Source organism: Microbacterium saperdae, assembly GCF_006716345.1.
In the GTDB taxonomy this organism is placed as follows: Bacteria; Actinomycetota; Actinomycetes; order Actinomycetales; family Microbacteriaceae; genus Microbacterium; species Microbacterium saperdae.
The window spans coordinates 738,800-761,311 of record NZ_VFOX01000001.1 but is presented as its reverse complement, the minus strand read 5'-3'; the positions used below and the strand labels follow the sequence as shown (position 1 = coordinate 761,311).

Below are 22,512 nucleotides of genomic sequence, written 5' to 3'. Positions count from 1 at the left end.
TTAGCGATGGTGGCGGGCCTGCTCGAAACTCCTACTTCGCGGGAGTCTCGGTCGGCGTCGCACTGGGCGCGGGCGTCGGCGTCGCCGTCTGGTAGTACGCGTCGCTCGCCACCGTCAGCACGAACTGGGAGAACTCGGCCGGGTCGTCGAGCGCTCCGACATAGGCCTCACCATTCGCGACGATCATCGGAGCAGAGGTGAGCACCAGGTCCTCGGAGCCGGCGAGCGGGCCGTCGAGAGCACGCGTCGTGGCCTCCTTGGCCCAGGTCACGAAGTCCGCATCCTCGATGCAGGAGCGCACGGCCTTGGTGTTGTCGACGCCGACCGCGCCGGCGACATCCGCCAGTTCGACGTCGGACAGCCCGTCGCTGCCGACCTTCGGCTGGTCGTCGAGGAGGTCGTGGTTGAACGCGTAGAACTGGTCCGGCGAGTGCGTCGCGACGCACGCGGCGGCGGCCGCAGCCCGCAGGGAGTACTTGGTGCCGTTGGAGCTGGCGGTGAGCAGTGCGACCGGGTGGTAGCTGACGGTCACGGCGCCTTCGTTGATCCAGCTCGCGAGCTGGCGCGCGTTCGCGCGCTCGAACTCACCGGCGTCCGGCGAGAGGTAATCGACGTAGATGTGGATGTCGACGCGCTCGGAGGCGGTGGGCTCCGGGGTGGGGGTCTCCTCCGTGCCGGCATCCGAGGGGTCCGGAGTCGGGGTCTCGAGAGTGTCGCCGGTCGTCGCGCTCGGAACGAGGTCGGTGACGATCACGCCGTCGCCGTCCATACCGGTCGGCGAGAGCTGCGGCTTCGACACCTGAGCCGAGACCGCCAGGGTCACAGCGGTGCCGATGGCGCCCACGGCGACGACCGCGATCGCGCCGATGATGATCCGTCGCATGAGACGCGCCCTGGACTGCTGGGCGTGGACCTGCTGTGCCTTCTCCCGCACAGCCTCGCGAGAATTGCGAGGTGTGGGGACGTTCGGCGTTTCGTCGCTCGACATCGTTCCTCTTGAGTCTCAGGGGGGCAGGGTGGCCCCGATCATCGCTGCGACGACGATCGCCGCATCAAGCGGCCGTGTTCGATGTTAACCAGTGAGGCTGAGAAATACCCAGGTGCCGCTGTTCATGTCATACTGATTCCGACCCAGAGTCGGGTCACGGCGGGTCAATCCGCCGCTTCCATCACAACGGATCGTCCGGCACGTACCTGCCGGTGAAGGAGAAACACCATGGCATCTGTCACTTTCGATGACGCCACCCGTCTGTACCCCGGCGGAACCCGCCCGGCAGTCGACAAGCTGAACCTCGAGGTCGGAGATGGCGAATTCCTCGTCCTCGTCGGTCCTTCCGGTTGCGGTAAGTCCACGTCGCTCCGCATGCTCGCCGGTCTCGAAGAGGTCAACGCCGGCCGCATCCTCATCGGCGACCGCGACGTCACCGACGTCCCCCCGAAGGATCGCGACATCGCGATGGTCTTCCAGAACTACGCGCTGTACCCGCACATGACCGTCGCCGAGAACATGGGCTTCGCGCTCAAGATCGCCGGTGTCGGCAAGGAGGAGCGTGCCGCTCGCGTCCTCGAGGCCGCCAAGCTCCTCGACCTCGAGCCCTACCTGACCCGCAAGCCGAAGGCCCTCTCGGGTGGTCAGCGTCAGCGCGTCGCCATGGGCCGCGCGATCGTGCGTCAGCCGCAGGTGTTCCTCATGGACGAGCCGCTGTCGAACCTCGACGCCAAGCTCCGCGTCCAGACCCGCACGCAGATCGCGTCGCTGCAGCGTCGTCTCGGCGTCACCACGGTCTACGTGACCCACGACCAGACCGAGGCTCTGACCATGGGCGACCGCATCGCGGTCCTCAAGGACGGTCTGCTCCAGCAGGTCGGATCGCCGCGCGACCTGTACGAGAAGCCGAACAACGTGTTCGTCGCCGGCTTCATCGGCTCGCCCGCCATGAACCTGTTCCCCGCCGACCTCACCGACGGTGGCGTGCAGTTCGGCACCGAGGTCGTCCCGCTCGACCGCGACACGGTCGGCCGCGCGAACGGCAGCCAGGTCACGGTCGGCGTGCGTCCTGAGGACATCACGGTCGGACCGGCCGACGGCAAGGGCCTCGCGGTCGTCGTCGACCTCGTCGAGGAGCTCGGCGCCGACGGTTACCTCTACGGTCACACCGAGCTCAACGGAAAGCGCAGCGACATCGTCGCCCGTGTCGACGGCCGCAGCCACCCGAACGCCGGCGAGACGGTCACGCTCGCTGCGAACCCGGGCCACGTGCACGCGTTCGACATCGAGTCCGGTGCACGCCTGAACGACAAGCCGGTCGTCTCCGCCTGATCGGCACCACAGACGCGGCGCAGGCTGACTTCGGTCACCTGCGCCGCGTCTCTTTTTCGCCCACTCATCTCTCCGGGAGCACCATGCAGGATTCGCTGCGGATCACCGCCAGCAAGATCGACCCCGGGCTGCTCTCCCTCCCCTGGTCCACGACGCTCGCGAAGTGGCCGTCCGAACACATCGTGTCGCTGCCCAAAGGCCTCTCGCGTCACCTGGTGCGGTTCGCCGATCTCTCCGGTCGCGTGATCGCCGTGAAGGAGACCACAGCCGAGATGGCGCAGCGCGAGTACGACATGCTCGGAAATTTGGCCCGCCTCGACGTCCCCTGCGTCGACCGTGTCGCGGTGATCGCCGGCCGCACGGATGCCGACGGCGAAGCGCTCCCCGCTGCTCTGGTCACCTCCCACCTGCGCTTCTCGATGCCCTATCGCGCACTGTTCACCCGCGTGCTGCGCCCGGACACCGCCAACCGGCTCGTCGACGCCCTCGCCCTGTTGCTCGTGCGCCTGCACAACGTCGGCTTCTACTGGGGTGACGTCTCGCTGTCGAACACGCTGTTCCGACGTGACGCGGGCGCGTTCGCCGCCTACCTCGTGGATGCCGAGACCGGCGAGCTGCACGAGGAGGGGCTGACGGACGGGCAGCGTGCCTACGACCTCGACCTCGCCCGCACGAACATCGCCGGGGAGATCATGGATCTCGCCGCCGGCGGGCGACTGGAGCACGGCGTCGACGCGATCGCGATCGCCGACGGCATCGTGTCGTCGTACCGCTCTCTCTGGGCCGAGCTCACCGCTCAGGAGTCGTTCTCGTCCGCCGAGACCTGGCGGATCACCGAGCGGGTCGAGCGCCTCAACGCGCTCGGATTCGACATCGACGAGATGTCGATGTCGACCACGGCAGACGGCACGGTCGTCGAGATCCAGCCCAAGGTCGTGGATGCCGGCCATCACCAGCGACGCCTCATCCGTCTGACGGGACTGGATGTCGAGGAGAACCAGGCGCGACGGCTGCTGAACGACCTCGACGAGTTCCGTGCGCGCTCGACCAAGCAGTGGGCCGACGAGGAGATGTACGCCCACGAGTGGCTGACGCGTGTCTTCGAGCCGGTGGTCCGGGCCATCCCCTACGAGCTTCGCGCCAAGCTGGAGCCCGCGGAGGTCTTCCACCAGGTGCTGGAGCACCGCTGGTACCTCTCACAGGCGCACGGGCGCTCCGTGCCCCTCGCAGAGGTGCTCACGAGCTACATCAACGAGGTGCTGCGCCATCGTCGCGACGAGGCCACCATCATGGGCCCGCCGACCGAGACCATGAGCCTGCCGGTGATCACGGGCGCGACACCGGTCGCCGATGAGGACGAAGACGAGGTCGACTGGCGCGACCTCGTCTGAGCCCGTCCAAAGGCTCAGCGACCCTGCGGGTCAGTATCCGACGGTGAACCGCTCGCGGTGGTGGTTGCCCTGCTCGATCTCATCGACGACCGCGACCGCGAAGTCCGCGCCCGAGATGTACGACTTGCCCTCGTCGTCACGCACGAGCACATCGCCGCCATCGCGGTAGTGCCCTGTGCGCTCTCCCTCGGCCCACGGACCGAACACCTCGGCCGGGTGCACGAAGAACCAGTCGAGACCGGCATCCGTGTCCTCGAGCAGAGCGAGCGAGTCGATGCCGACCTGCGCCTCGTGCTTGTACTCCTCGGGGAAGTTCTGATCGAACAGCCGGGGGCCGCCCGGGGCGACGAGGCTGCCGCCGGCACCGCCGATCACACCGAGACGCGTCTCGGTACCGGTGAGCCGGGAAGCGAGGTTGCCGAGCGCCTCCAGCACGCTGTTCTCCATGTCTCCACGGGGCGACAACGCGGAGACGACGGCATCCGCACCCTCGAACGCCGGCGCGAGGGAATCGAGATCCAGCGCCGAGCCCTGCAGGTAGGCGGCCCCGGCGACAGGATCCTTCGGTTCGGAGCGCGAGAGGGCGATCATCCCATGGCCGCGCGACACCGCCTCGGAGACGATGTGGCGGCCGGCGTAGCCGGTTCCTCCGAGGACGACGATGCGAGCCATGCGGTTCTCCCCTGTTCAGACGTGCAGCGGTTCAGAAGTGCCGTGCGGTGGTGTTACTTCGCGGCGCGGAGCGTCGCGACCTGATACAGCGCGACGGAGGTCGCGATACCGGCGTTCAACGACTCGGTGGCCGCAGAGATCGGGATCGAGACGATCTGGTCGCAGGTCTCGGCGACCAGACGGGACAGTCCCTTGCCCTCGGAACCGACCACGATCACGACCGGGCGGTCAGCCAGCTGGAGCGCCGGCAGCGAGACATCGCCGTCGCCGTCGAGGCCGAGCACGAACACGCCCTGCTTCTTGAACTCCTTGAGCTGCGTGGTGAGGTTGGTCGCCAGAGCCACAGGGGTCCGTGCGACGGCGCCGGCACTGGTCTTCCAGGCGGCGGAGTTCACTCCGGCCGAGCGACGCTGCGGCAGGATGATGCCGTGGCCGCCGAATGCCGCTGTCGAGCGGATGATCGCGCCGAGGTTGCGAGGGTCGGTGATGCCGTCGAGCGCCACGAACAACGGCACGTCGCCGCGGTCGATGACCTTCTCGAGCAGGTCCTGCGGGTGCGCGTACTCGTACGGCGGCACCTTGATCGCGACGCCCTGGTGCACTCCGTCGAAGCCGGCCATGCGGTCGAGCTCAGGACGCGTGACCTCCATCACGGGGATACCGCGATGCGTGGCGATCGAGAGCATCTCCTTCACGCGGTCGTCCATCTCGACGCGCTGCGCGATGTAGAAGGCCGTCGCGGGGATCTTCGCGCGCAGTGCTTCGAGCACCGAGTTCCGACCCGTGACGTTCTCGGTGTCATCGCCCGACTTGGCCTTGGGGGCACGGTCCGATCCGCCGCCGGAGCCGGGGCGGCTGCCACCGGGGCGACCCTTGCCGCCCGACGCGGCGTAGCGCTCGGCCGCAGCCTTGCGCTTGCCTGCGGGGTGCCAGGCGCGGTCCTCCGCCTTGGGGGTGGGCCCGCGGCCTTCGAGCGCCTTGCGTCCGAGTCCGCCGGTGCCCTTGAGCGGGCCCTTCTTCTTGCCGTTGCTTGCGCCGGGGCGCCCTGGCTTAACCATCAATACTCCAATGAGTTCCGTCTGCGGTGTCTTCGAGGACGATGCCGGCCGTCGCGATGGCATCGCGGATCCGATCGGCGGTCGCCCAGTCCTTGTCGGCTCGCGCGTGCGCGCGCTGGCCGATCATCGTCTGGACGAGAGCGTCCAGGGTCCTGTGTTCGGCGAGGTCCCCGCCGCTGCTCATGAGCTCGCTGAAGCCGAGTAGACGCACCATCGCGTCCACCTCGACGAACGCAGCCCATGCCTGTTCCTGATCACCGGCGTCGATCGCCGAATTGCCGCGACGCACGGTCTCGTGCACGACGGCGAGCGCCTGCGGCACGCCGAGGTCGTCATCCATCGCGGCGGCGAACGCCTCGGGAACCACGCCGAAGCCCTGCTCCTGCGGCGCTCCGGGAACGGTGCGGCGCACGCGCGCGATGAAAGTTCCGATGCGGCCGAGCGCGGCATCCGCCTCGTCCCACGACGACTCGGTCAGGTCGAGGCTGGACCGGTAGTGCGCGGCGGCGAGGGCGTAGCGCACCACGAGGGGATCCCGCAGCGAGAGCACGTCGACGGCGAGCGTGAAGTTGCCGAGCGACTTCGACATCTTCTGGCCGTTCACGGTCACGAGCCCGTTGTGCACCCAGTACTGCGCGAACCCGTCGCCGGCCGCGGTCGACTGCGCGAGTTCGTTCTCGTGGTGCGGGAAGCGCAGGTCGAGCCCTCCCCCGTGGATGTCGAACTCGCCGCTGAGGTAGCGCTTCGCCATCGCGGAGCATTCGATGTGCCAGCCGGGACGACCGGCGCCCCAGGGAGACGACCAGGTCGCGTCGGCGGGTTCGTCCGTCTTCGCGCCCTTCCAGAGGGCGAAGTCCTGCGGGTTCCGCTTGCCCCGGGGGTCCGCATCCTCTGCGGCCTCCATGGCGTCGACCGACTGGTGGGTCAGCGCGCCGTACTCGTTCCAGGAGCGCACATCGAAGTACACGTCACCCGATCCATCCGGCGCCGGGTAGGCGTGGCCGCGCTCGATGAGCGTGCCGATCAGCTCCTGCATCTGCGGGATCGACGCCGTCGCACGGGGCTCGTAGGTGGGCGGAAGGATGCCGATGCCGGCATACGCCGCGGTGAACTCCTGCTCGATCCGGTACGCGAGCGCCCACCACGGCTCGGTCGCTGTGGCGTTCGCGAGCACCTTGTCGTCGATGTCGGTCACGTTGCGGACGAAGGTGACGCGACCGAAACGGTACTCCAGCCAGCGGCGCAGCAGATCGAAGCTCAGCGCGGCCCGGACGTGGCCGATGTGCGGACCCGACTGCACGGTCGGACCGCAGACGTACATGGTGACGTTCTCGGGGTCGAGCGGCACGAAGTCGCGCAGTTGCTGCGCGCGGGTGTCGTGGAGGCGGAGTGTCACCGCTCAAGCTTACTGGGGGACGGCTGAGCGGCAGCCGTCAGGCGACGAATCGCGGACCTTGTGACGTTTCGCGGACGGATCGGGGGAAAAGCTCCGCGATCCGTCATGCCCTCCGCGAATCGTCGGGCACCACCATGGCGATCGCGGTGACGGAGATCCCTTCGCCGCGACCGGGGAATCCGAGCCCGTCCGTCGTGGTGGCCGTGAGCGAGACCGGAGCGCCCCCGAGTGCCGCGGACAGAGCCTGCTCCGCCTCGGCACGTCGTGCGCTGAACCGTGGACGATTGCCCTGGAACTGCGCCGACACGTTGCCGATCACGAAGCCCGCCTCCGCGAGCAGCTGCCGGGTGCGCGCCAGGAACACCTCGGCGTGCGCTCCCGCGTACTCCGGATGCGCGGTGCCGAAGTGCTCGCCGATATCGCCGAGCCCCGCGGCACCGAGCAGCGCGTCGACGATGGCATGCGCGACCGCATCGCCGTCGGAGTGCCCGGACAGCGGCGGCTCCCCGGGCCATTCGAGGCCGGCCAACCAGAGGTTCCCCTCGCCGCCGAAGGCGTGCACGTCGGTGCCGAGGCCGACCCGCGGCAGTCCTGAGCGCGCGGCACGGGTCGGAGAGGAGTGCACCTCGCCCGTCTCGGCCAGCAGGTGCCGGGCACGCTCGAGGTCGGACGGAGTCGTGATCTTGAAAGCGCGGGCCGAGCCGTCGATGTGGCGCACGACGTGACCGGCGGCTGCGAACAGCGCCGCATCATCCGTGTATTCGACACCCGATGCCCGCGCCGCGGCATATGCCGATTCGAGGAGCGCCCGCGGGAATCCCTGCGGAGTCTGCGCGGCCGCGAGCTCTGACCGGTCGACCGCGCCGACCACGGCGCCGCCGTCGACCCGCTTCAGCGTGTCGACCACGGGCAGAGCAGGGATCACGCCCACCGAGTCGGTGACGGCGGCGATGACCGCGTCGATCTGCGCCGGGGGCGTGAGCGCGCGAGCGGCATCGTGCACCAGGACGGTGGTGACATCACCCCACAGCGCGGCGAGCCCTGCCGAGACGGACTGCTGGCGGGTCGCTCCGCCGGTCACGACGCGCACGAGGTCGATACGGTCTCCGGCAGCCTCGCGAGCCTCGGTCTCGGCATCGCCTTCGAAGCCGGCGGGAGCCACGACGATCACCTGAGCAGGTGCAGCGGCGAAGACACCGTCGAGAGCGTGCCGCAGTATCGACCGGCTGTCGATGCCGACGAGGGCCTTGGGCGCACCGGCATCCAGGCGGGTGCCGGAGCCGGCGGCGACGACGATGATCGCGGTGTCCGGAACAGGGAGCATGGTCACACACTCACGCTACCGTCTGGTGGATACGACGAAGGGGCGGACGCCGCAGCATCCGCCCCTTCGTCACGGCCCGTCATTCATCACGACAGGGGGCCGACGACAGATTCAGGACGCGAGGACCTCGTCGAGCAGAGCGCCCGCCTTGTCCTCGTCGGTCTTCTCAGCGAGCGCGAGCTCGGAGATGAGGATCTGGCGCGCCTTGGCCAGCATCCGCTTCTCTCCCGCGGAGAGACCGCGGTCCTGATCACGACGCCACAGGTCGCGGACGACCTCGCTGACCTTGATGACATCACCGGAGGCGAGCTTCTCAAGGTTCGCCTTGTAACGGCGCGACCAGTTGGTGGGCTCCTCCGTGAATGGTGCACGCAGCACCTCGAACACGTGGTCGAGGCCCTCCTTGCCGATCACGTCGCGAACGCCGACCAGGTCGACATTCTCGGCGGGAACCTCGATGATCAGGTCACCCTGGGTGACGTTGAGCTTCAGGTACTTCTTCGCCTCACCCTTGATGATGCGCTCCTTGACCTCAATGATGGTCGCGGCGCCATGGTGCGGATAGACGACTGTTTCGCCAACCTCAAAAAGCATAAAAACGTGTCCTTTCGGCAACCTCAAGGATACCACAGGGAAGATGCGCTAAGGTTCGCGCCCCCACGTCTTCGAAGCCTCCCGCGCATACCCGTAGAATGGATGCCGATACCCCGTCGGACCTCAGGAGGACCCGTGAAATCGCGCCTTGTTGCGTCTGCCGCCATCAGCGCCCTCGTTCTTCTCGGCGCGACCGGCTGCACGTTCATCACGCCGCAGTCGACGAAGATCGAGTACTCCGGATCTGACGGCGTGAACATCTCGGACGAAGACGGCCCTCTCGCGGTGCGCAACGCGTTCATCGTCGCGAACGAGGACGGCTCGGTCGGGAACTTCATCGGTGCCGTCGTCAACCCGACCCAGGAGAGGGCGACGCTGACGATCGCCGTCGAGGGGAACGACTTCACCGTGACCGTCCCCGCAGGCGACCGCGTGAGCTTCGGCGCAGATGCCGAGCCGCTGCGCATCGTCGACCTGAACACGAAGCCCGGCGCCACGATCGAGATGCACTTCCAGTCCGGCGACTCCATCGGAGTCAAGACGCAGGTTCCCGTGCTCGACGGTTCGCTGCCCTACTACGCCGATCTGGTCCCCTCCGGAGACTGATCCGGCACAGGACCACAACGGCTGAGGCCGGGCATCCCGTGGGGTGCCCGGCCTCAGCCGTCAGTCTGCCGGGGTCTCAGCCCTCGAACCGGTACCCCAACCCGCGCACGGTGACGAGCATGACCGGCTCGCCGGGGTTCTCCTCGATGCGCGAGCGGATGCGCTTGATGTGCACGTCGAGCGTCTTGGTGTCGCCGAAGTAGTCGCTCCCCCACACCCGGTCGATCAGCTGGCCCCGGGTCAGCACGCGACCGGAGTTGCGCATCAGCACCTCGAGGAGCTCGAACTCCTTCAGCGGCATGTTGATCACCGCTCCGGCGACCGAGACCGTGTGGCGGTCGATGTCGAGCGACACCCGTCCGCCGTCCAGCACCCGCTCGTCGAGCTCGCTGTCGGCCTGCACGACACGTCGCAGCACGGCCCGCATCCGGGCGAGCAGCTCGCGGGACGAGTACGGCTTGGTGATGTAGTCGTCCGCTCCGAGTTCGAGCCCCACGACGATGTCGACTTCGGAGTCCTTGGCCGTGAGCATGATGATCGGCACAGCGGACGTCGATCGGATCTGCCGGCACACCTCGGTGCCCGGCATCCCCGGCAGCATCAGGTCGAGCAGCACGATGTCGGCGCCGCGCTCCCGGAACGCCGTGAGCGCCCCCGGGCCGTCTTCGGCGATCTCGACCTCGTATCCTTCACGCCGCAGCAGATACGCCAGCGGGTCGGCGAGGTCGGGCTCGTCTTCGACGAGAAGGATGCGGGTCATGCTTTCTCTCCCTTTCGGACGCGCGCACCGGCGGACTTCTCCGCTTTGCGCGCGCGTTTCTTCTTTCGCTTCTTGCCCGTGTCCTCGATCGGCGGGGCGTCGATCTGCGGGAGGCGGACCGTGAAGGTGGATCCGCGGCCGGGCCGCGACCAGAGCCGCACCTCGCCGCCGTGGCGCTGGGTGGCGTGCTTGACGATCGAGAGGCCGAGTCCCGTGCCGCCGGTACGGCGGGAGCGCGCCTCGTCGGCGCGGTAGAACCGTTCGAAGATGCGCTCGCGATCGGACTCGGAGATGCCGATGCCCTGATCGGAGACCGCGATCTCGACGACACCGCCATCCGCCTTCACCCCGACGCCGACGCGGGACCCGCGCGGGGAGTACACGATCGCGTTGGCCACGAGGTTGCCGATCGCTTCGATCAGGATCTGTGCGTCGCCGCGCACCCAGGCGCCGCGATCACCGCCGCGGGTGAGGTCGACGCCCGCGGAATCGGCCTGGACGACGTGGGCTTCGATGGATGCCGCGATCACCTCGTCGATCGACACGGGGTCCACGTCGGTGAGCCCGTCGTCGGCCTGCAGGCGCGACAGACTCATGATTCGTCCGGTGAGCTGGCCGAGACGCCCGGCCTCCGCAGAGATGCGGGCAGCGAAGATCCGCACCTGGGCAGGATCATCCGCAGCGGATTCGATGGCCTCGGCGAGCAGGCTCACCGCACCGACCGGCGTCTTGAGCTCGTGGCTCGTGTTCGCGACGAAGTCGCGGCGCATCTGATCGAGGCGTTCCTGCTCGGTGATGTCGCGGATGATGACGAGCGCCATCCGCGCGCCGATCACGCTGGCGCGCGCCGAGACGAGGCGAGGGTCGAGGCTGAGCCCTCCGCGCGTGATGCGCAGAGTCTCGGTCTTCGTTCCGCCCACCGCCCTCACGCTGCGCACGAGCTGGCGCAGCTCCGGGTTCTCGAGCGTCGCGCCCACCTCGATGCCGAAGCGCGTCGCGGCGTGCGATCCGGCCAGGACTAGTCCGGAGGAGTCGACGACGCACGCGGCATCGTCCATGCTGTCGAGGACATCGGTCATGCCGTCGGGCACGATCGTCGACGTCTCCAGCTCGACCTTCGCCCGCGCTCGGTAGGCCCAGACGATCAGCAGCGAGAGCCCGACCCCGATCAGCACGCCGATGGCGAGTGCGATCAGCGCGATCTGCGGCAGGGTCATGACTCCAGCGTAGAGTGCGTTCACCCGCGCTCCGGCGGGTTCCCCCGCCCCTGCGGCAAGGAGAGAAGTACTATTCACGTGCTGGGCACCGTTCGTTAACCTTCGGAGCACACAATCGCATCGGGCCTGTGCGGGAGTGCAGACCTGCTCTCGTGCGGACGACCCGCCGTCTCGCGCTGACACACAGTCGAGATTCCAATGAAAGGTTGCGCCCCAACATGCGCGAAGTCTTCCACCAGTCCCTCGAGGACCTGCAGAACCGCCTCGTGGAGATCGCCGACCTCGTCACGGTCTCGATCGACAAGGCCACCCGCGCCTTCGCCACGAGCGATGTCGCACTGGCCGAAGAGGTGATCGCCGACGACGCGAAAATCGACGAGCTGGCTGTCGCCCTCGACGAGCAGGCCATCGAGATCCTCGCCCGCCAGCAGCCGGTCGCCCGTGATCTGCGCATCGTCGTCAGCGCCCTCCGGGTGAGTGCCTCCCTCGAGCGCATGGGGGACATGTCCGAGCACATCGCGCAGCTGGCGCGTCTCCGCTTCCCCGAGCGCGCCATCCCGAAGGGCCTCAAGGGCACCTTCAAGCGCATGGGTGAGCTGGACGTCGAGATCGCCCGCACGCTCAGCGAACTGCTGCGCACGCAGGATCTGCGTCTTGCCGACGCCATCCGCAACTCCGATGACGACGTCGACGAACTGCACGTGAACGTCTTCGACAAGGTGCTCAGCGACAACTGGAAGGGCGAGGCGACCGCGACGGTCGACGCGACCCTCGCCAGCCGCTACCACGAGCGTTTCGCCGACCACGCGGTCGCCGTCGCCAAGAAGGTCGTGTACCTCGCGACCGGCGACTGGCAGGTCGACGAGGAGGACATCGCCCTCGCCGTCGAGCAGCAGCAGGAGCTCGGGCACGCCTGAGCACGCCTGAGCCCGCCGCCAAGGCCCTCTCTGCACGACGAAGCCCCTCCTGATCCACGCGGATCAGGAGGGGCTTCGTTGATGAACGGGGGTGTCGGCGCCGCCGACGCCCCCTACTTCTTGCCCTGCGCGGCGACCGCGGCGGCACCGGCGGCGGCGGCCTCCGGGTCGAGGTAGCGGCCGGGGCCCGTGGGCACGTTGTTCTCATCCAGCTCGTAGACCAGCGGGATGCCGGTGGGGATGTTCAGCTCGGCGATGTCGTCGTCGCTGATGCCCTCGAGGTGCTTCACGAGTCCACGCAGCGAGTTGCCGTGGGCCGTGACGAGCACCGTCTTGCCGGCTTCGAGGTCGGGGACGATCGCGCTGTCCCAGTAGGGCAGGAGCCGGTCGATGACCAGCTTGAGAGACTCGGTGCGCGGCACTTCGCCGTCGATGTCGGCGTAGCGGACGTCGCCGACCTGGCTGAACTCGCTCTCGTCGTCGAGCAGGGGCGGCGGCACGTCGAACGAGCGACGCCACAGCTGGAACTGCTCCGGACCGAACTCCTCGAGCGTCTGCGCCTTGTCCTTGCCCTGCAGGGCGCCGTAGTGGCGCTCGTTCAGACGCCAGGAACGCGTGACGGGGATCCACAGCCGGTCGGCCGCGTCGAGCGCGATGTTCGCGGTCTGGATGGCCCGGCTGAGCAGCGAGGTGTGCAGCACGTCGGGCAGGATGCCGGCCTCGGCCAGCAGTTCACCACCACGACGGGCCTCGTTCCTGCCCTGCTCGTTGAGGCGGACATCCACCCAGCCGGTGAAGAGGTTCAGTTCGTTCCACTCGCTCCGGCCGTGGCGGAGCAGGATGAGGGTGCGCGTCGCAGTCATGCCGTCAGTTTATCCGGGGCGGTCCCGCGCTCGCGCGCGTGCTGGAAGGATTGACGCATGGCGTCATCTCCCCTGGGTCGTCCCACCCGCGGTACGACCGGGACCAACCGGCTGCGGCGCAACGATCGGTGGATCGCCGCGAGCGAGGCGTTCCGACGCGCCGCCGACCCGCTGGTGATCGATCTCGGCTACGGCGCGAGCGGCGTCACGGCGTTCGAACTGGCGACGCGACTGCGCGCCGTCCGGTCGGATGCCGAGGTGCGTGGACTCGAGATCGACCCCGCGCGCGTCGCCACCGCGAGCGCGCAGCTAGACGAGGTCCGCGCCGGCCGCACGCCGTTCGCATCCGACCTCCCCGTCTCCTTCGCCCGCGGCGGCTTCGAGGTCCCGCTGCCGGACGGTCGACGGGCAGCCGTCATCCGCGCCATGAACGTGCTGCGCCAGTACGACGAGGCAGACGTCGCGGATGCCTGGCGGACCGTCGCCGCACGTCTGGCGCCGAACGGCCTCCTCATCGAAGGCACGTGCGACGAGATCGGTCGCGTGTCCAGCTGGGTCGATGTACGCCCGGACGGCATTCCGGTGCGCTTCACGCTGTCGCTGCGGCTCGCCGAACTCGCCCAGCCGAGCATCGTCGCCGAGCGCCTGCCGAAGGCGCTGATCCACCGCAACGTCGCCGGCGAGCGCATCCACGCTCTCCTCATCGACCTGGATCGCGAGTGGGATCGCGCAGCCTCGCTGTCGACGTTCGGGGCGACACAACGCTTCCTCGCCGCAGCCACGGCGTTGCGCGCACAGGGCTGGCCGATTCTCGGCGGCCGCACGCGCTGGCGCCTGGGTGAGCTCACGCTGCCGTGGGAAGCGGTGGCGCCCCTCCCCTGACTCCGCGGCGACGGGTCAGCGGCCGCCGCTCGTGCTGCGCGGGTCGGGTGCCTCCGGGCGGCGCGAGAGGCGCGTGAGCCGAGGGATGTCGGCGGTGGCACCGGCGTCTGCGGGCACGATGACCTGTTGTGCCGCGGCGATGTCGATACCGTCTGCCCGCACCGTCAGGTCCCCCACCGGTGTGCGGCGAGACAGGATGGCCAGCGCGATCGGACCGTCTTCGTGGTGACGCGCAGCGGAGGTGATGTGCCCGACCTCGTCGTCGCCCGCGAACACGGGCGATCCGGCCGGCGGCAGCACGGCGTCGCTGCCGTCGAGCTGCAGCGCGGCGAGCCGACGCGGGGGATGGCCCAGGTTATGGACCTTGGCGACCGTCTCCTGGCCCCGGTAGCAGCCCTTGTTCAAGTGCACGGCGCTGCGGAGCCAGTCGGATTCGTGGGGCAACGACCGCTCATCGACCTCGGCGGCCCACCGCGGACGCCAGGCGGCGACCCGCAGCGCTTCGGCGGCGAGCAGTCCTGCTGCCGCCTCCGGGTCGAGCGACGCGGCGAGCGCGGCGGCGGCGTCGTTCGTGAGGATGCCGACCCGCCAGGCCAGAGCCGCACCCGGGTGCTCGGAGATCTCGGCGTACTGGTGGCCACCGGCCGTGACGTGCTGCCACGGATCCGCCCAGATGAGCGGAGCGCCCTGCGATGTGAGCGCGGCCGCCACGACCGTCGCTGCCGCCGAGGCCCCGTCGACGAATCCGACCAGCGTCAGGTCGTCGCGCCGTTCGACGGTCGCCTGGGTGCGGAACTTCATGCGCGTGAGCCAAGCGGCCAAGGCGTCGGCGTCACCGGCGTCGGCGATCAACCAGGTCGATGACCCGTCGTCGACCACGCCGGCGGCGTGCTCCACGCGCCCCTGCGGATCCAGCACGAGAAGTTCGGTGCTCTCGCCGGGGGCGAGCCGTCCGACCGACTGCGAGGTGATGGAGTCGAGCCAGCTCAGTCGCTCCGGGCCGGCGACCTCGATCACGGCGCGGTCGTCGAGGGGCGCGATCGCACGGCCGGCGGCGAGGCGGCGCTGCTCCCGGAACGGATCTCCGAAGTGCGAGATGCCCGCGTCGTCGGAGACGGCGCCGCGGATGCCGGAGAAGGCGCTCATGTTCAGACCTTCGCCAGGCGTGCGGACGCGTGTGAGCGCAGCGGAGTTCCCAGGGCGGCGATGTCCCACGCCCACAGCAGATGACCGTCGACGAGACCGTAGAGCCGGGTGGCGGCGCCGTAGTCCTTCCCGCCGGCACCACGCACGATCGCATCCGAGGCGATGTCGATGCGCGGCCCCTTGATCTCCCCCAGGTACAGCTCCAGCATCCCGTCCGAATGCGCGAGCGAGACCTCGATCGGGAAGGAGCCGTTGTCACCACGCAGTTCTTCCACGTCGTCGACCGTGCGCGCAGCGGCCTCGGCACGCGGCGGAAGCAGCGCAGGACCTGCGTCGGCATCGCCGGCGGGACGAGAGAGACGCCAGAAGCCGATCTCGGAGACCAGTGGCAGCGACTGCTCGCCGTCTTCGCCGAGGAGCGTGGCAGTGCTGGAGTAGTTCAGGAACGAGCCGCCGTCATGGCTGAAGCTCACCCGGTGCGCGAACTCACCCTGCAGTCGGTCGTCGCCGACCGGGAAGTCGATGACGCCTGTGCCCTCCCACACGCCGATCAGCCACGAGAGCGGGACGAGGTCGGCGGGGAGGTCGGTCGGGAGTTCGAGCACGATGCGATCAGCGCTGGCCGCGGAAGAGGTTGCGCAGAACCACGGCTGAGACGAAGACGATCGCGAGGCTCGCCAGGCCCAACAGGCCGATGAAGAAGAATTCGAGCGCGATGAGGTCCATGATCTCCACATTACCGCTCTCCGGCGCTGATGTCAGCGGAGCGGCGATGTCAGGCGGGGATGAGCGCCGCGAGCCCGAAACCCACCGAGATCAGGCCCATCAGGATGAGCGCCCCGGTGACGCTGCCCGCCACTCGGAAGATGAATCCCTGCGTGCGTCCGTACCAGAGCTGCACGGCGAAGGAGAGGAGCACGATTCCTCCGAACGCGACCAGCATCCAGGACACGCGCCACTCCTCAGAGACGAAGATCCCGATCGCGACGGCCGCGAGGAAGGCCGCGATCCACACCCCGACCACGCCGATGAGAGCGTTACGCGGTGCGAGAGCTGGTTCCGACATGACTCCATTGTTGCGCATCCGCTCCCGGTATCATGGCGGCACGGCGTCAACCCGGTGCCGGTGAGGAGTGCGTGTGGCCCAGGTCCTGGTTCTGACGAACGCTCCCGCATCAGAGCAGGTGCTCCCTGCGCTCGAGCTGCTCAGCCACCGCGTGCGCCAGATCCCCGCCGAACCGGCGCAACTGGTGAGCGCTCCGGAGTACGACCTCGTGATCGTCGACGGACGGCACGATCTGGTCGGAGCGAAGTCGCTGTGCCGCCTGTTGCGCGTCGCCGGACAGGATGCTCCCCTGCTCCTCGTGGTCACGGAAGGCGGCATGAGCGCCCTCTCCGGGGACTGGGAGATCGACGACGTCCTGCTGTCCACCGCCGGACCGGCCGAGACGGATGCCCGCGTGCGCCTCGCCCTCGCACGACGCGACGAGGTCGCTGAGCCGACGCGCGTGCAGGCCTCGGGAGTCACGATCGATGAGCAGTCGTACTCCGCGAAGCTGCGCGGCAAGCCGCTCGACCTCACCTACAAGGAATTCCAGCTGCTGCACTTCCTCGCCACGCACCCGTCCCGCGTCTTCACCCGCGAGCAGCTGCTGAGCGAGGTCTGGGGCTACGACTACTTCGGCGGCACCAGGACGGTCGACGTGCACGTGCGGCGCCTGCGCGCGAAGCTCGGCGACCAGGAGCAGATCATCGGCACCGTGCGCAACGTGGGCTACCGCTTCAACGTGTACGACGAGGAATCGGTCGTCGCTGCGGGGTAACGGAACGGCTCCGTTCACGCGCGCGTCACTTCCCGGTGCTTAGATGTACCCCATGATCGATCCCGCACTCGCCGACGCTGGACTCGGCGACGCCGAAGACGACGACTTCGACGCGAATGAGTCGCCCGACGCCCTGCTGCCCGACCACCGCTACTTCGATCGCGAGCTGAGCTGGCTCGCGTTCAACCAGCGCGTGCTGGAGCTCGCCGAGGACGCGTCCCTGCCGGAACTGGAGCGCGCGAACTTCCTGGCTATCTTCGCGAGCAACCTCGACGAGTTCTTCATGGTCAGGGTCGCGGGCCTCAAGCGCCGCATCATGACCGGCCTCGCCGTGCCCACGAACATCGGCCGCTCCCCCGTCGACGCTCTCGCCGACATCTCGCGAGAGGCGCACGCGCTGCAGCTGCGTCACGCCGAGGCGTGGACATCGCAGGTGCGCCCCGCGCTGGCAGACGCCGGTATCGAGATGACAGCCTGGTCGGAGCTCACCGAATCCGAGCGGGCTGCGCTGTCGGAGTACTTCCAGCTCCAGGTCTTCCCCGTGCTGATGCCCCTGGCGGTCGACCCCGCCCACCCGTTCCCGTACATCTCGGGACTGTCGCTGAACCTCGCGATCCGCATCCGCAACGCCCGCACCGGCCGCCAGGAGTTCGCGCGCCTCAAGGTGCCGCCGATGCTCCCGCGCTTCGTCGAGGTGCCCGGCACCAGCGAGATCACGCGCTACCTGAGCCTGGAAGAGCTGATCGCGAACCACCTCGGAGACCTCTTCCCCGGCATGGAGGTGCTCGACCACCACGCGTTCCGCCTGACCCGCAACGAGGACGTCGCGATCGAGGAGGACGAGAGCGAGAACCTCATCCAGGCGCTCGAGGCCGAGCTGCTGCGCCGACGGTTCGGCCCGCCGATCCGCCTCGAGATCACGGACGACATGGATGCGGTGACGCTCGAGCTGCTCGTGAAGGAGCTCGACATCACCGACCAGGAGGTCTACCGCCTCCCCGGCCCGCTCGACCTGCGGGGGCTGTTCGGGCTGTCGCGCATCGATCGCCCCGATCTGCGCTATCCGCCGCATCTGCCGACCACCGCCGTGGCCTTCCAGCCCGGCGACAGCAACACCCGCGCCGACATGTTCAAGGCCATCCGCAAGGCGGACGTCCTCGTGCACCACCCCTACGAGTCGTTCACGACCAGCGTGCAGGCGTTCCTGGAGCAGGCCGCCCGCGACCCGCATGTGCTGGCGATCAAGCAGACCCTCTACCGCACCTCCGGCGACAGCCCGATCGTGCAGGCCCTGATCGATGCGGCCGAGGCGGGCAAGCAGGTGCTGGCGCTGGTGGAGGTCAAGGCGCGGTTCGACGAGGCGAACAACATCGTCTGGGCACGCAAGCTCGAGAAGGCGGGCGTGCACGTGGTCTACGGCCTGGTCGGCCTCAAGACGCACTGCAAGCTGGCGCTCGTCATCCGCGAGGAAGACGGGATGCTGCGCCACTACTCGCACGTGGGCACCGGCAACTACAACCCGAAGACCAGCCGTATCTACGAGGACTTCGGCCTGTTCACCGCGGACGCGCAGGTCGGCAAGGACCTGACCCGCCTGTTCAACGAGCTCAGCGGCTACGCGATCGAGAAGAAGTTCAAGCGTCTGCTCGTCGCGCCTCTCCACCTGCGCAAGGGCCTGGTCCGCCAGATCGACGCGGAGCGCAAGAACGCGGAAGCCGGCAAACCCGCACACATCCGCATCAAGGTGAACTCGATGGTCGATGAGGAGATCATCGACTCCCTGTACCGCGCGAGCGTCGCCGGGGTGAAGGTGGAGGTGTGGGTGCGCGGCATCTGCAGTCTGCGCACCGACCTGGAGGGTGTCAGCGACAACATCACCGTGCGCAGCATCCTCGGCCGCTACCTGGAGCACTCCCGCATCTTCGCGTTCGAGAACGATGGGGATCCGCAGGTGTACATCGGCAGCGCCGACATGATGCATCGCAACCTCGACCGCCGCGTCGAGGCGCTGGTGCGGGTCACCGATCCCGCTCACCTCAAGGAACTGCTCGCGTTCTTCGACCTCGCGATGGACCCCGGGACGACGTCCTGGCACCTCGGTGCCGGCGGCGTATGGGAGCGCCACGCCGTGGATGCCGACGGCAAGCCCCTGATCGACCTGCAGGATAAGACCATGGGGTTGATCCAGCGGCGCCGCCGCGCACGGGCGGTGCGATGACACTTCGACAGACGCAGGAAGCGCCCCGCGCGAAGTGGACGGACAAGGCGGTGTACGCCGCCGGCGCCGTCGTCTGGCGTCTGGTCGACGGCAAGCTGCGCATCCTGCTGATCCATCGCACGAAGTACCGCGATGTCACCCTGCCCAAGGGCAAGGTCGACCCCGGCGAGATGCTCGCCGAGACCGCGGTGCGCGAGGTGCACGAGGAGACCGGCATCCGGGTCTCGCTCGGCGTGCCCGTGGGCGTGAGCCGCTACGTGATGGCGTCCCGCAAGCAGAAGGTCGTGCACTACTGGGCGGCGGAGGCGACGGAGGATGCGATCCGCGCCTCGGCCTTCGTGCCGAATCGTGAGATCGCGGCGATCGAATGGGTGAGCCTCAAGAAGGCCCGCACCCGCCTCAGCTACCCGGTGGACCTGGAGATCCTCGACTTCTTCTCCACGCTCGTCGACGACGGCGTGCTGCGTACGTTCCCGGTGATCGCATTGCGGCACGCGAAGGCGCTGCCGCGGTCGGAGTGGAACGGCTCTGATGCCTCCCGCCCGCTCACCGAGCGCGGTCGCAACCAGGCGAAGTCGATCGTCGGGCCGCTCCGCGCGTTCGGCGTGCGCAAGATCATCACCAGCGATGCCGAGAGGTGCGTGCGCACCATCGCGCCGCTCGCGAAGGCGCTGGGACGCAAGCCCGTGCTGACGGAGAAGATCAGTCAGGACGCCTGGGAGGACGGGACCGACGACCTCCGCGCGGTCGTCGGGCGCCGCGTGCGCGCAGGCAAGCCCGCCCTGCTGTGCAGCCACGGACCGGTGCTCCCCGGACTCCTCTCCGAGATCTCGTTGGCGACCGGGACCATCCAGGGCTCCTACCTCAGCAGCGCATCGGACCTCGAGCCGGCCGCGTTCTCGGTCGTGCACCTCTCGGCGACCAACCCCGGCTCCGGCATCATCGCGATCGAGACCCACGTCCCGAAGGTCTGACTCCCCGAGTCCCCGTCGACCCTCTGCATGGCGGTGTCGACGGATTCCGGCGACCCAACGGGTGACAGCGGGGCACCCCAGAGAGTCGCCCGTCGTTCACCTGCCGTTCACCTGTGCGGGAGAGTCTCGTTAACCGCCGCACATAGCGTCACTGTGTGCCCTGCACCGGGCCTCAACCCATCCACGATCGAACGGATCCACAGTGAAGATCTCCCGAATCGCTCGCATCGGCGCCATCGGCGCCGTCGCCGCCCTCGCTCTCGCCGGCTGTGCCGCGAACGAAGGCACCACCGGTTCCACAGACGCTCCCACGTCCGACGTTCCTGCCATCAGCGGCTCGCTGGTCGGTGCGGGCGCCTCCTCGCAGCAGGTCGCCATCCAGGCATGGACCGCCGAGTTCCAGAAGACCAACCCCGACGCGCAGATCGAGTACGACCCGCAGGGCTCCGGCGGCGGCCGTGAGTCGTTCCAGCAGGGCGCTGTGAACTTCGCCGGTTCCGACCGTGCCTTCAAGACCGATGAGATCGCGGCCGGCGGCTTCGGCGCGTGCGTCGACGGCTCCGACATCGTCGAGATCCCGGCGTACATCTCCCCGATCGCCATCGTCTTCTCGCTGGACGGCGTGGACGAGCTGAACCTCGACGCCAAGACCATCGCGTCGATCTTCGCGGGCAAGATCACCAACTGGAACGACCCGGCCATCGCCGCCGACAACCCCGACGCCACGCTTCCCGACCTGGCGATCACGCCCGTCCACCGCTCCGACAAGTCGGGCACCACGGGCAACTTCACCGACTACCTCGCGCAGACCGCGGGCGACGTCTGGACCGCAGGCAGCGTCGAGGAGTGGCCGGCCGACCTCGCCGGCGAGTCCGCGGAGAAGACCTCGGGTGTCGCGAACGCCGTCAAGGGCGGACAGGGCCTCATCGGCTACATCGACTCCTCGCAGGCAGCCGACTTCTCGGCCGTCAACGTCAAGGTCGGCGACAACTTCGTGCCGCACTCGGCCGAGGGCGCCGCCGCGACGCTCGACGCCTCGAAGATCGAGGAGGGCCGCACCGCCGGTGACCTCGCCTTCGCGATCGACCGCACCACCACCGCAGACGGCGCCTACCCGGTGCTCCTCGTCAGCTACCTCATCGGCTGCGCCGAGTACGAGGACGAGAACGTCGCGGCCCTGACCAAGGCGTTCTTCACCACCGCGATCAGCGCCGAGGGCCAGGACGCTGCGGCATCCAACGCCGGCAGCGCCCCGATCTCGGACGACCTGCGCACGCAGGCGCAGGCTGCGATCGACCTCATCAAGTGATCATGTGACGGTCTCCGGGATGCTGCGGCATCCCGGAGACCGTCTGCTCGCGTCAGACACCCGATCTCCACTGAGCAGGAAGCAGCTCCCATGACAGCCACGACTGTGCCGGCGCCGACGCGCATCGTCGCGAAGAAGCGCGCCGGCGACATCTGGTTCTCCGGCACGGCGGTCGCCGCCGGATCCATGATCATGATCACGCTGGCCGCGGTCGCGATCTTCCTCATCGTGCAGTCGATCCCGGCCTTCGCCGCGACCGCCGAAGACGCCTCGCTCCTCAAGACCAACTTCTGGGACTACGTCGGCCCGCTGCTGTTCGGCACGGTGTGGGCGGCCTTCCTCGCCCTTCTCCTGGCTGTGCCACTCTCGCTCGGCGTCGCCCTGTTCATCACGCACTACGCCCCGCGCCGGCTCGCTCAGGGCCTCGGCTACGTCGTGGACCTGCTGGCCGCCGTGCCCTCGGTGGTCTTCGGCCTCTGGGGCATCCTGGTCCTGGCGCCGGCCGTGCAGCCGATCTACGCCTGGTTGAACGCGAACGCCGGCTGGATCCCCTTCTTCGGCGGTGTCGTCTCCCCGACCGGCCGCACGATCCTCACGGCCGCCATGGTGCTCGCGGTCATGGTCGTCCCGATCATCACCGCCATCTGCCGCGAGATCTTCCTGCAGACCCCGGTCCTGCATGAGGAAGCGGCCCTGGCCCTCGGCGCCACGCGCTGGGAGATGGTCCGGATGGCGGTGCTGCCCTTCGGTCGCTCCGGCATCGTCTCCGCTTCCATGCTCGGGCTCGGCCGCGCCCTCGGAGAGACGATGGCCGTCGCCATGGTGCTGTCCGTCAGCAAGGCCGTCACCTTCGAACTGCTCACCTCCACGAACCCGTCCACGATCGCGGCGAACATCGCACTGACGTTCCCCGAGGCGTACCAGATCAACATCAACATCCTCATCGCGACCGGTCTGATCCTGTTCGTCGTGACGTTCGCGGTGAACGCTCTCGCACGCTGGTTCGTGAACCGCCGCAAGGAATTCTCGGGAGCGAACTGAC

At 68.6% G+C, this 22,512-nt stretch carries 22 protein-coding genes; 10 read left to right on the top strand and 12 right to left on the bottom strand.

Features of this window, described 5'->3' with window-relative positions:
* Positions 1 to 31: 31 nt before the first annotated feature.
* Complete coding sequence (locus FB560_RS03605) at positions 32 to 988, bottom strand: DsbA family protein (RefSeq protein WP_141871101.1); 957 nt, start codon at positions 986 to 988, stop codon at positions 32 to 34.
* Between the two features lie 228 nt (positions 989 to 1,216).
* Between FB560_RS03605 and FB560_RS03600 the strand changes: the two genes are divergently transcribed.
* Positions 1,217 to 2,320: an ABC transporter ATP-binding protein gene (locus FB560_RS03600; RefSeq protein WP_141871100.1), complete on the top strand. Its 1,104-nt coding sequence runs from the start codon at positions 1,217 to 1,219 to the stop codon at positions 2,318 to 2,320.
* Between the two features lie 83 nt (positions 2,321 to 2,403).
* The gene (locus tag FB560_RS03595; RefSeq protein WP_141871099.1) at positions 2,404 to 3,711 is read left to right on the top strand and encodes a DUF4032 domain-containing protein; all 1,308 of its coding nucleotides are present in this window, start codon (positions 2,404 to 2,406) and stop codon (positions 3,709 to 3,711) included.
* A 30-nt stretch (positions 3,712 to 3,741) separates the two neighbouring features.
* Here the strand turns inward: FB560_RS03595 and FB560_RS03590 are convergent, their stop codons facing one another.
* From FB560_RS03590 to FB560_RS03570, 5 genes are all read right to left on the bottom strand, one after another.
* Entirely contained in the window at positions 3,742 to 4,383 is a 642-nt protein-coding gene (locus FB560_RS03590; RefSeq protein ID WP_141871098.1) for an NAD(P)-dependent oxidoreductase, read from the bottom strand.
* 53 nt (positions 4,384 to 4,436) lie between these two features.
* On the bottom strand, positions 4,437 to 5,441 hold the full coding sequence (rlmB, locus tag FB560_RS03585; protein WP_141871097.1) for a 23S rRNA (guanosine(2251)-2'-O)-methyltransferase RlmB: 1,005 nt from the start codon (positions 5,439 to 5,441) through the stop codon (positions 4,437 to 4,439).
* Positions 5,434 to 6,837 carry a cysteine--tRNA ligase gene (gene cysS / locus FB560_RS03580; RefSeq protein WP_141871096.1) on the bottom strand — a complete coding sequence of 468 codons (1,404 nt, stop codon included), beginning with the start codon at positions 6,835 to 6,837 and terminating at the stop codon, positions 5,434 to 5,436. The genes rlmB and cysS overlap by 8 nt, the downstream gene beginning before the upstream one ends.
* A 103-nt stretch (positions 6,838 to 6,940) precedes the next feature.
* On the bottom strand, positions 6,941 to 8,161 hold the full coding sequence (ispD, locus tag FB560_RS03575) for a 2-C-methyl-D-erythritol 4-phosphate cytidylyltransferase (protein WP_407662560.1): 1,221 nt from the start codon (positions 8,159 to 8,161) through the stop codon (positions 6,941 to 6,943).
* A 111-nt stretch (positions 8,162 to 8,272) separates the two neighbouring features.
* Positions 8,273 to 8,755, bottom strand: coding sequence for a CarD family transcriptional regulator (locus FB560_RS03570; RefSeq protein WP_017201416.1), 483 nt, complete (start codon positions 8,753 to 8,755; stop codon positions 8,273 to 8,275).
* 135 nt (positions 8,756 to 8,890) lie between these two features.
* On the opposite strand from FB560_RS03570, the gene FB560_RS03565 reads away from it, so the two are divergent.
* The gene (locus FB560_RS03565; protein WP_141871094.1) at positions 8,891 to 9,361 is read left to right on the top strand and encodes a DNA modification methylase; all 471 of its coding nucleotides are present in this window, start codon (positions 8,891 to 8,893) and stop codon (positions 9,359 to 9,361) included.
* Between the two features lie 76 nt (positions 9,362 to 9,437).
* On the opposite strand, the gene FB560_RS03560 is transcribed toward FB560_RS03565, so the two are convergent.
* Together FB560_RS03560 and FB560_RS03555 are read right to left on the bottom strand one after the other, a co-directional pair.
* Positions 9,438 to 10,121: a response regulator transcription factor gene (locus FB560_RS03560; RefSeq protein WP_141871093.1), complete on the bottom strand. Its 684-nt coding sequence runs from the start codon at positions 10,119 to 10,121 to the stop codon at positions 9,438 to 9,440.
* Positions 10,118 to 11,338 carry a sensor histidine kinase gene (locus FB560_RS03555; RefSeq protein WP_141871092.1) on the bottom strand — a complete coding sequence of 407 codons (1,221 nt, stop codon included), beginning with the start codon at positions 11,336 to 11,338 and terminating at the stop codon, positions 10,118 to 10,120. The genes FB560_RS03560 and FB560_RS03555 overlap by 4 nt, the downstream gene beginning before the upstream one ends.
* 218 nt (positions 11,339 to 11,556) lie before the next feature.
* Here FB560_RS03555 and phoU point away from each other — a divergent pair, with 218 nt between their 5' ends.
* Complete coding sequence (gene phoU / locus FB560_RS03550) at positions 11,557 to 12,255, top strand: phosphate signaling complex protein PhoU (RefSeq protein ID WP_141871091.1); 699 nt, start codon at positions 11,557 to 11,559, stop codon at positions 12,253 to 12,255.
* A gap of 113 nt (positions 12,256 to 12,368) precedes the next feature.
* Here phoU and FB560_RS03545 read toward each other — a convergent pair whose 3' ends face one another.
* Positions 12,369 to 13,118 carry a phosphoglyceromutase gene (locus FB560_RS03545; RefSeq protein WP_141871090.1) on the bottom strand — a complete coding sequence of 250 codons (750 nt, stop codon included), beginning with the start codon at positions 13,116 to 13,118 and terminating at the stop codon, positions 12,369 to 12,371.
* Between the two features lie 57 nt (positions 13,119 to 13,175).
* On the opposite strand from FB560_RS03545, the gene FB560_RS03540 reads away from it, so the two are divergent.
* A complete protein-coding gene (locus tag FB560_RS03540; RefSeq protein ID WP_141871089.1) occupies positions 13,176 to 14,000 on the top strand; it encodes a methyltransferase domain-containing protein in 825 nt (274 codons plus the stop codon).
* Between the two features lie 15 nt (positions 14,001 to 14,015).
* Here the strand turns inward: FB560_RS03540 and ygfZ are convergent, their stop codons facing one another.
* The 3 genes from ygfZ to FB560_RS03525 form a co-directional block, all read right to left on the bottom strand.
* Entirely contained in the window at positions 14,016 to 15,146 is a 1,131-nt protein-coding gene (ygfZ, locus tag FB560_RS03535) for a CAF17-like 4Fe-4S cluster assembly/insertion protein YgfZ (RefSeq protein ID WP_141871088.1), read from the bottom strand.
* Positions 15,147 to 15,148: 2 nt separating this feature from the next.
* Entirely contained in the window at positions 15,149 to 15,751 is a 603-nt protein-coding gene (locus tag FB560_RS03530; protein ID WP_141871087.1) for an FABP family protein, read from the bottom strand.
* 170 nt (positions 15,752 to 15,921) lie between these two features.
* Positions 15,922 to 16,212, bottom strand: coding sequence for a hypothetical protein (locus tag FB560_RS03525; protein WP_141871086.1), 291 nt, complete (start codon positions 16,210 to 16,212; stop codon positions 15,922 to 15,924).
* 73 nt (positions 16,213 to 16,285) lie between these two features.
* On the opposite strand from FB560_RS03525, the gene FB560_RS03520 reads away from it, so the two are divergent.
* The 5 genes from FB560_RS03520 to pstC all read left to right on the top strand — a co-directional run bounded on the left by FB560_RS03520 (position 16,286) and on the right by pstC (position 22,511).
* On the top strand, positions 16,286 to 16,969 hold the full coding sequence (locus tag FB560_RS03520) for a winged helix-turn-helix transcriptional regulator (protein WP_141871085.1): 684 nt from the start codon (positions 16,286 to 16,288) through the stop codon (positions 16,967 to 16,969).
* Between the two features lie 52 nt (positions 16,970 to 17,021).
* Positions 17,022 to 19,187 carry an RNA degradosome polyphosphate kinase gene (locus FB560_RS03515; protein WP_141871084.1) on the top strand — a complete coding sequence of 722 codons (2,166 nt, stop codon included), beginning with the start codon at positions 17,022 to 17,024 and terminating at the stop codon, positions 19,185 to 19,187.
* Positions 19,184 to 20,161, top strand: a complete 978-nt coding sequence (locus FB560_RS03510; RefSeq protein WP_141871083.1) for an NUDIX hydrolase — start codon at positions 19,184 to 19,186, stop codon at positions 20,159 to 20,161. The genes FB560_RS03515 and FB560_RS03510 overlap by 4 nt, the downstream gene beginning before the upstream one ends.
* A gap of 202 nt (positions 20,162 to 20,363) precedes the next feature.
* A complete protein-coding gene (gene pstS, locus FB560_RS03505; RefSeq protein WP_141871082.1) occupies positions 20,364 to 21,470 on the top strand; it encodes a phosphate ABC transporter substrate-binding protein PstS in 1,107 nt (368 codons plus the stop codon).
* A gap of 90 nt (positions 21,471 to 21,560) precedes the next feature.
* The gene (gene pstC / locus FB560_RS03500) at positions 21,561 to 22,511 is read left to right on the top strand and encodes a phosphate ABC transporter permease subunit PstC (protein ID WP_141871081.1); all 951 of its coding nucleotides are present in this window, start codon (positions 21,561 to 21,563) and stop codon (positions 22,509 to 22,511) included.
* The last annotated feature ends 1 nt before the right edge of the window (position 22,512 follow it).